This window comes from Pseudomonas emilianonis, assembly GCF_023072625.1.
Classification (GTDB): domain Bacteria; phylum Pseudomonadota; class Gammaproteobacteria; order Pseudomonadales; family Pseudomonadaceae; genus Aquipseudomonas; species Aquipseudomonas paraveronii.
The window spans coordinates 1-7,456 of sequence record NZ_JAKNRV010000260.1 but is presented as its reverse complement, the minus strand read 5'-3'; the positions used below and the strand labels follow the sequence as shown (position 1 = coordinate 7,456).

At 61.4% G+C, this 7,456-nt stretch carries 9 protein-coding genes; 7 read left to right on the top strand and 2 right to left on the bottom strand.

The annotated features are described in order from the left end of the window. Positions 1-433 (top strand): metal ABC transporter solute-binding protein, Zn/Mn family (locus L9Z73_RS21540; protein WP_247405206.1); only part of this gene is annotated, 433 nt, incomplete at its 5' end. A gap of 142 nt (positions 434-575) precedes the next feature. On the opposite strand, the gene L9Z73_RS21535 is transcribed toward L9Z73_RS21540, so the two are convergent. Further along, complete coding sequence (locus L9Z73_RS21535) at positions 576-1,289, bottom strand: UTRA domain-containing protein (RefSeq protein WP_010565208.1); 714 nt, start codon at positions 1,287-1,289, stop codon at positions 576-578. A gap of 351 nt (positions 1,290-1,640) precedes the next feature. On the opposite strand from L9Z73_RS21535, the gene L9Z73_RS21530 reads away from it, so the two are divergent. The 6 genes from L9Z73_RS21530 to L9Z73_RS21505 all read left to right on the top strand — a co-directional run bounded on the left by L9Z73_RS21530 (position 1,641) and on the right by L9Z73_RS21505 (position 6,928). Continuing rightward, positions 1,641-2,708 carry an ABC transporter substrate-binding protein gene (locus L9Z73_RS21530; protein WP_247405204.1) on the top strand — a complete coding sequence of 356 codons (1,068 nt, stop codon included), beginning with the start codon at positions 1,641-1,643 and terminating at the stop codon, positions 2,706-2,708. A 113-nt stretch (positions 2,709-2,821) separates the two neighbouring features. Beyond that, positions 2,822-3,628, top strand: coding sequence for an alkaline phosphatase family protein (locus tag L9Z73_RS21525; RefSeq protein WP_247405202.1), 807 nt, complete (start codon positions 2,822-2,824; stop codon positions 3,626-3,628). A gap of 5 nt (positions 3,629-3,633) precedes the next feature. Then, the gene (locus L9Z73_RS21520) at positions 3,634-4,470 is read left to right on the top strand and encodes an ABC transporter permease (protein WP_247405200.1); all 837 of its coding nucleotides are present in this window, start codon (positions 3,634-3,636) and stop codon (positions 4,468-4,470) included. Continuing rightward, positions 4,457-5,257: an ABC transporter permease gene (locus L9Z73_RS21515; RefSeq protein WP_017846891.1), complete on the top strand. Its 801-nt coding sequence runs from the start codon at positions 4,457-4,459 to the stop codon at positions 5,255-5,257. Before L9Z73_RS21520 ends, L9Z73_RS21515 begins: the two co-directional genes overlap by 14 nt. Continuing rightward, positions 5,254-6,243, top strand: coding sequence for an ABC transporter ATP-binding protein (locus tag L9Z73_RS21510; protein ID WP_247405198.1), 990 nt, complete (start codon positions 5,254-5,256; stop codon positions 6,241-6,243). Before L9Z73_RS21515 ends, L9Z73_RS21510 begins: the two co-directional genes overlap by 4 nt. A 31-nt stretch (positions 6,244-6,274) precedes the next feature. After that, positions 6,275-6,928 (top strand): HAD family hydrolase, encoded by a 654-nt coding sequence (locus L9Z73_RS21505; protein ID WP_247405196.1) that lies wholly within the window; start codon positions 6,275-6,277, stop codon positions 6,926-6,928. 128 nt (positions 6,929-7,056) lie between these two features. Here L9Z73_RS21505 and L9Z73_RS21500 read toward each other — a convergent pair. After that, a partial coding sequence (locus tag L9Z73_RS21500) for a zinc-binding dehydrogenase (RefSeq protein WP_247405194.1) occupies positions 7,057-7,456 on the bottom strand: 400 nt, incomplete at its 5' end.

The following is a 7,456-nucleotide window of genomic DNA, read 5'->3' as shown; positions in this document are numbered from 1 at the left end:
GATGGCCGCCGACCTGAGCCGCCTGGCCCCGGGCGCGAAGGCACACATCGACGCCAACCTGGCGGCCCTCAAGCAGCGCCTGCTCAAGCTCAACGCCGACAGCGAAGCACGGTTGGCCCAGGCGGATAACCTGAGCGTGGTCAGCTTGAGCGATCACTTTGCATATCTGCTCAGCAGCTTGAACCTGGAAGTGCTCGACACCGACGCACGCCCAGATGCCGATTGGACGCCCGAGGCCTTACAGCAATTGAGCACCCGCCTGAAGGACAACGAGGTGGCCGTGGTGCTGCACCATCGCCCGCCAAGTGAGGCGGTGAAAACCGCAGTGACGGCCGGCGGCGCGCAACTGCTGGTATTGAACGTCGACGGCGCCGACCCGGTGACAGAGCTGGAAACCAATGTGGATCAACTGATCACAACCCTCACGCGCTGATATCGGTTTGTGGCGAGGGCGCTTGCTCCCGCTGGGCTGCGAGCAGCCCCAGTAGAGTCAGCGTGTTTTTCCAGATGCAACTCCATGGCCGGTTTTAGGGCCGCTTCGCGACCCAGCGGGAGCAAGCTCCCTCGCCACAGGGTTAAACCACGTCTACCCCTACGTGAATGGCATCATGCCGCCAGAACTCCAGGTCGCAGTCGATCAAGCGCTGATGCTGGTCATAGTTGACCCGGGCGATGCGCAAGCCCGGGCTGCCCACCGACACGCGCAACGCGGCGGCGGCTTCCACCGGCAGTGAGGTCGGCACAATCTCGAAACGTACCCGCCCGTAGTGCAAGTCGTACTTGCGGGCGTACAGCTCGGTCATCGACTGGTTCAGGTCGCACGCCAGAATTCCCGGAAAATACTGCGGGTTCAGGTAGTGCTCCACATACAACACCAGACGCCCATCGATCCTGCGCCGGCGGCAGATCTGGATCACGCTGGACAGCGCCGGCAATTGCAGCCACGCGCATACCGCTGCCGACGCCGGTTGCAGCCGTGCGCTGATCACCTCGGTCGACGCCACGCGACCCTGGTCACTGACCATTGCGTGAAAGTGGCTGCGCTGCATCAGGTTGTAGGCCAGGCGCGGCGGCGAGACAAACCAGCCACGGCGCTCCTCGCGATAGATTTGCCCTTGGGCCTCCAGTTGTAACAAGGCTTCCCGCACCGTAATCCGGGTGGTACCAAACAACTCGCTGAGCTTGCGCTCGGCGGGCAGCTTGCTGGCTGGCGGCAACAGGCCGTGGTCGATCTGCTCTTGCAGCGCCAGGCCGATGGATGTCACCGCCTTGATTGCCTCATCACGCATCAACGTTACCTACCTGGACTAGACCAGCACCGTTCAGGTGCATAAATCGCTCGATATTTGGGCTTGTGCTTCTGCGTGCCAGCCTAGGCATTGCAGATGACCGACAGATGACAGCCCCTGTCGAGCCTTGCGACGAACCCTGCAATCCATCGGCCAAGTCCAAGGCCTGCGGGCGCTTTGGCATGGTCTACGCTAAACCTGCGCTGAGCGACATCGGCGCGCTAAAAACGACATCGACACGAAACTGTCATCCATCCCGCCTAGATTGGCTCAGGTATTGCTGACCTAGACCAACACCACCGCTAACGTTCATATAAAACGCCGCGTTGAAAACGCCCAAAGGAGCTTCGGATGAAACAGCTTTTCCTGGCATCACTGTTAGGCTCGACCATTGCCATGTGCACCGCCGCCATGGCCGCTGATACCGATCTAAAAACGCTCGAAGCCGCCGCGAAAGCGGAAGGCGCCGTCAACAGCGTCGGCATGCCCGATGACTGGGCCAACTGGAAAGGCACCTGGGACGACCTGGCCAAGACCTACGGCCTCAAGCACATCGATACCGACATGAGCTCGGCCCAGGAAATCGCCAAGTTCGCCGCCGAGAAAGACAACGCCAGTGCCGATATCGGCGACGTCGGCGCCGCCTTCGGCCCGATCGCGGTGAAACAGGGCGTGGTTCAGCCTTACAAACCAAGCACCTGGGCCCAGGTCCCGGATTGGGCGAAAGATAAAGACGGCAACTGGGCCCTGGCCTACACCGGCACCATCGCCTTTATCGTCAACAAAAAACTGCTGCACGGCTCGGACGTGCCAACCAGTTGGGCTGACTTGAAGGGCGGTAAATACAAAGTCTCCATCGGTGACGTGAGCACCGCCGCCCAAGCCGCCAACGGTGTCTTGGCCGCCGCCATCGCCAACAAGGGCGACGAAAAAAACCTGCAACCCGCCCTGCTGATGTTCGCCGACATCGCCAAGCAAGGTCGCCTGTCCCTCGCCAACCCGACCATCGCCACCATGGAAAAAGGCGAAGTGGAAGTCGGCGTGGTCTGGGATTTCAACGGCCTGAGCTACAAAGCCAAGATGGCCAACCCGGATGACTACGTGGTGCTGATCCCATCGGACGGTTCGGTGATTTCCGGCTACACCACCATCATCAACAAATACGCCAAGCACCCGAATGCCGCCAAACTGGCCCGCGAATACATCTTCAGCGACGCCGGCCAGATCAACCTGGCCAAGGGCAATGCGCGGCCGATTCGCGCCGAACACCTGACGTTGCCGAAGGAAGTACAGGACAAGCTGCTGCCGAACGAGCAATACAAGCGCGTCACCCCGATCAAGGATGCCGATGCTTGGGAGAAGAGCTCCAAGGCGCTGCCGCAGAAGTGGCAGGAAGAAGTCATCATCAATATGCAGTAATGCCTGAGCTGTAGATGCGGTCAGTGTGGGAGCAGGCTTGCCTGCTCCCACATGTGTTCCGGTTCCAACCGCAAACCCGATCCAACCCCATCTGTTGCGGAGCGTCTCCCCCTATGAAGCACAACGTCATCCTTGTGGTGCTCGACGGCCTGAACTTCGAGGTTGCCCGTCATGCCATGGGGCATCTGCAAGCCTACGTCGGCGCAGGACGCGCAGCACTGTACAAACTCGAATGTGAACTGCCGTCCCTCTCCAGGCCGCTCTACGAATGCATCTTCACCGGCGTGCCGCCGATCGACAGCGGCATCGTCCACAACCATGTCTCGCGCCTGTCCAACCAGCGCAGCCTGTTCCATTACGCCCGCGACGCCGGTCTCACCACGGCGGCGGCGGCCTATCACTGGGTCAGCGAGTTGTATAACCGCACACCCTTTATCGCCGCCCGCGACCGTCATACCGACGACAAGACGCTGGCGATCCAACACGGGCACTTCTACTGGCAGGACCACTACCCGGATTCGCACCTGTTCGCCGACGCCGAAAGCCTGCGCTGCAGACACGCGCCGAACTTGCTCGTGGTCCACCCGATGAACATCGACGACGCCGGCCACAAGCACGGCCTCGACAGCGCGCAATACCGCAACAGCGCACGCTCGGCCGACATCCTCCTCGCCGATTACCTGCAAGGCTGGCTCGACGCCGACTATCAGGTGCTGGTGACCGCCGACCACGGCATGAACAACGACCGCTCCCACAACGGCCTGCTGCCGGAAGAACGCGAGGTGCCGCTGTTCGTGCTCGGCTCGGCCTTCACTTTCGATCCCAACGCCACGCCCAGGCAAACCGAGCTGTGCGGCACCGTCTGCGCGTTGCTGGGCGTGCCCCACGACAAACCTGTCTGCCGGGAGCTGTTGAAGTGAGTGCCATGACCCGCAGTAAATGGCTGGCAATCCTCTGCCTGGTGCCCTTCGCACTGTTCTTCATCGTGTTTGAAATTGCCCCGCTGGCGTGGGTGATGATCAACAGCCTGCAATCGGAAGAGTTCGGCTGGGGCCTGGCCAACTTCAGCAAGATCTTCAGTTCGAAGTTCTACCTGCAGGCGATCCAGTACAGCCTGGAGATCAGCTTCTACTCCAGCGTGTTCGGCATCATCATTTCGGTGCTCGGCAGCTATTCGCTGCGCCGCGTGGATTCGCCGCTGCGCAACTTCGTCACCGCCTTCGCCAACATGACCAGCAACTTCGCCGGCGTGCCCCTGGCCTTTGCTTTCATCATCCTGCTCGGTTTCAACGGCAGTATCACCCTCATGCTCAAGCAAGCCGGGATCATTCAGGACTTCAACCTATACTCCAAGACCGGCCTGATCATTCTCTACACCTACTTCCAGATCCCGCTGGGCGTGTTGCTGCTCTACCCGGCCTTCGATGCGTTGCGCGAAGACTGGCGCGAGTCCGCCGCCCTGCTGGGTGCCAACGGCTGGCAGTTCTGGCGCCACATCGGCCTGCCGGTGCTGACCCCGGCGCTGCTTGGCACCTTCGTGATTCTGCTGGCCAACGCCCTCGGCGCCTACGCCACGGTCTACGCGCTGACCACTGGCAACTTCAACGTATTGCCGATCCGTATCGCGGCGATGGTCTCCGGCGACATCTCCCTGGACCCGAACATGGCCAGCGCGCTGGCCGTGGTGCTGGTGGCGCTGATGACCGTGGTCACCGTGGTCCATCAACTGCTGCTCAAGAGGAGCTACCATGTCTCGCGCTGAAGCCGGCCCGGCCTCCCTCTACCACCGGGTCGTGGTGTACCTGTTGTTCGCGATCCTGGTGCTGCCGCTGATCGGCACCTTTGTCTACTCCATTGCCAGCAGTTGGTCGGCAACCATCTTGCCGGCCGGCTTTACCGTGAAATGGTACGTGCAGCTATGGAGTGACCCGCGCTTTCTGATGGCTTTCGGCCAATCCCTGTTGGTCTGCGTCGGCGCGTTGATTTTGTCGGTGGTGCTGATCCTGCCGCTGCTGTTCGTGGTGCATTACCACTTCCCCAGGCTCGACGCGCTGATGAACATTCTGATCCTGCTGCCCTTTGCGGTGCCGCCGGTGGTGTCGTCGGTGGGCCTGCTGCAACTCTATGGCTCCGGGCCGCTGGCGATGGTGGGCACGCCGTGGATTCTGATCGGCTGCTACTTCACCGTGGCGCTGCCGTTCATGTACCGCGCAATCACCAACAACCTGCAAGCCATCAACCTGCGCGACCTGATGGACGCCGCGCAACTGCTCGGCGCCAGCACCTGGCAGGCGGCGATCCTGGTGGTGCTGCCGAACCTGCGCAAGGGCCTGATGGTGGCGTTGCTGCTGTCGTTTTCGTTCCTGTTCGGTGAGTTCGTGTTCGCCAACATCCTCGTGGGCACCCGCTACGAAACCCTGCAGGTGTACCTGAACAACATGCGCAACAGCAGCGGACACTTCACCAGTGCCGTGGTCATTTCCTATTTCTTCTTTGTGCTGGTGCTGACCTGGGCCGCCAACATCTTGAACAAGGACAAAAGCCAATGAGCTTCGTCAGCGTCCAACACCTGCAAAAAGGCTACGCCGGCACCCCGGTGTTCAGTGACATCAATTGCGAGATCGCCAAGGGCGAATTCGTCACCCTGCTCGGCCCGTCCGGCTGCGGCAAATCGACCTTGCTGCGCTGCATCGCCGGCCTGACGTCGGTGGACAGTGGCCAGATCCTCCTCGACGGCCAGGACATCGTGCCCCTGAGCCCGCAGAAACGGCAGATCGGCATGGTGTTCCAGAGCTATGCGCTGTTCCCCAACATGACCGTGGAACAGAACGTCGCCTTCGGCCTGCGCATGCAAAAGGTCAACGCCGACGACAGCCACAAACGCGTGCAGGACGTGTTGCAACTGGTGGAACTCAAGGACCTGGCCGGGCGCTACCCGCACCAGATGTCCGGCGGCCAGTGCCAGCGCGTGGCCCTCGCCCGCTCCCTGGTCACCCGCCCGCGCCTGTTGCTGCTGGATGAACCGCTGTCGGCGCTGGATGCGCGCATTCGCAAGCACCTGCGCGAGCAGATCCGCCAGATCCAGCGCGAATTAGGCCTGACTACGATCTTCGTGACCCATGACCAGGAAGAAGCGCTGACCATGTCCGACCGGATCTTCCTGATGAACCAGGGCAAGATCGTCCAGAGCGGCGATGCCGAAACCCTCTACACCGCGCCGGTGGATGCGTTTGCCGCCGGGTTCATCGGCAACTACAACCTGCTCGACGCGGACAAGGCCAGCCAACTGCTGCAACGGCCGATCAGCGGGCGCATCGCGATTCGCCCGGAAGCCATCGAACTGAGCCGCAGCGGCGAACTCGACGCCCTGGTGCGCAGCCACAGCCTGCTGGGCAACGTGATTCGCTACCGCATCGAAGCGCGCGGCGTGGAATTGGTGGTGGACGTGCTCAACCGCTCGGCGGACGATCTGCACCCTGACGGCCAGCGCCTGGCACTTTCCATCGACCCAAGCGCACTGTGTGAAGTAGCCTGAGCGGTATTGCATTAATGAGAGAGCGTAACGGATGGCATTGGTAATTTTTGATTTGGACGACACCCTGATCCACGGCGACTGCGCCACCCTGTGGAGCGAGCAGATGGGCCGCCTGGCCTGGGTCGACCCCGAGTCGTTCATGCGCAAGAACAACGAACTGATGGACGCCTACAGCCAGGGCAAGCTGGCCATGGAAGTGTTCATGGACTTCAGCCTGGAGCCGATGATCGGCCGCACGCCGGAGGAAATCGAGCATCTGGTGGAGCCCTGGGTCGAGGACGTCATCGAACCGCTGATCTACAGCGACGCCACCCGCACCATCGCCCGCCACCGCGCGAACGGCGACCGGGTCCTGGTGATTTCCGCGTCGGGCACCCACTTGGTCACGCCGATTGCGGCGCGTATCGGTATCGATGAAGTATTGGGCATTGAACTGGATGTTAGCCACGGCGTGTACAGCGGCCGTACCGTCGGCGTCCTGACCTACCGCGAAGGCAAGATCACGCGCTTGCTCGAATGGCTGGAACAGGAAGGTGAAACCCTGGAAGGCGCGTACTTCTATTCGGATTCGCGCAATGATTTGCCGTTACTGCTGAAAGTGGATCATCCGCAGGTGGTGAACCCCGACCCGGTGTTGCGCGAGCACGCCGAAAAAGCCGGCTGGCCAATCCACCACTGGGTCTGACTCAACCGAGATCCAAATGTGGGAGGGGGCTTGCCCCCGATGGCGGTGGATCAGTGAAGAATTCTTCATCTGACACACCTCCATCGGGGGCAAGCCCCCTCCCACATTGACCTTATTCCAATTCGAGGTCAGGTCAGGCTGGCGTCGATCACCAACACCAATTTCCCGGAAATCTGGTTGGTCGCAAGCTCAGCAAACGCCGCCTCGGCATCCTTGATCGGGAAGGTCTTGGCCAGTTGCGGGCTCAAGCGGCCTTCGGCAAACAACGGCCAGACATGCTGGCTCAGATCACTGAACAGGTCGGCCTTGAACTGATCGTCGCGGCTGCGCAGGGTCGAGCCGAGCAGTTGCACACGCTTGCCCAGTACTTGCGCCAGGTCCAACTGCGCCTCGCGCCCGCCCATCAGGCCGATCAGGCGCCAGGAAAACAGCCAGCCACTCCACTGCCACGGCTCATGACGCTGGCGGAAGATCTGCCAGGTCTTGATCGCCAGCAGCAACGGGAAAATGTAAGCGAAATAAACCAGC

What these genes read in the sequence shown, in the direction of transcription:
- L9Z73_RS21535 (WP_010565208.1), bottom strand. Translation starts at nt 1,289, where the DNA reads ATGCGTGATGAGGCAATCAAGGCGGTGACATCCATCGGCCTGGCGCTG.
- L9Z73_RS21530 (WP_247405204.1), top strand. Translation starts at nt 1,641, where the DNA reads ATGAAACAGCTTTTCCTGGCATCACTGTTAGGCTCGACCATTGCCATG.
- L9Z73_RS21525 (WP_247405202.1), top strand. Translation starts at nt 2,822, where the DNA reads ATGAAGCACAACGTCATCCTTGTGGTGCTCGACGGCCTGAACTTCGAG.
- L9Z73_RS21520 (WP_247405200.1), top strand. Translation starts at nt 3,634, where the DNA reads ATGACCCGCAGTAAATGGCTGGCAATCCTCTGCCTGGTGCCCTTCGCA.
- L9Z73_RS21515 (WP_017846891.1), top strand. Translation starts at nt 4,457, where the DNA reads ATGTCTCGCGCTGAAGCCGGCCCGGCCTCCCTCTACCACCGGGTCGTG.
- L9Z73_RS21510 (WP_247405198.1), top strand. Translation starts at nt 5,254, where the DNA reads ATGAGCTTCGTCAGCGTCCAACACCTGCAAAAAGGCTACGCCGGCACC.
- L9Z73_RS21505 (WP_247405196.1), top strand. Translation starts at nt 6,275, where the DNA reads ATGGCATTGGTAATTTTTGATTTGGACGACACCCTGATCCACGGCGAC.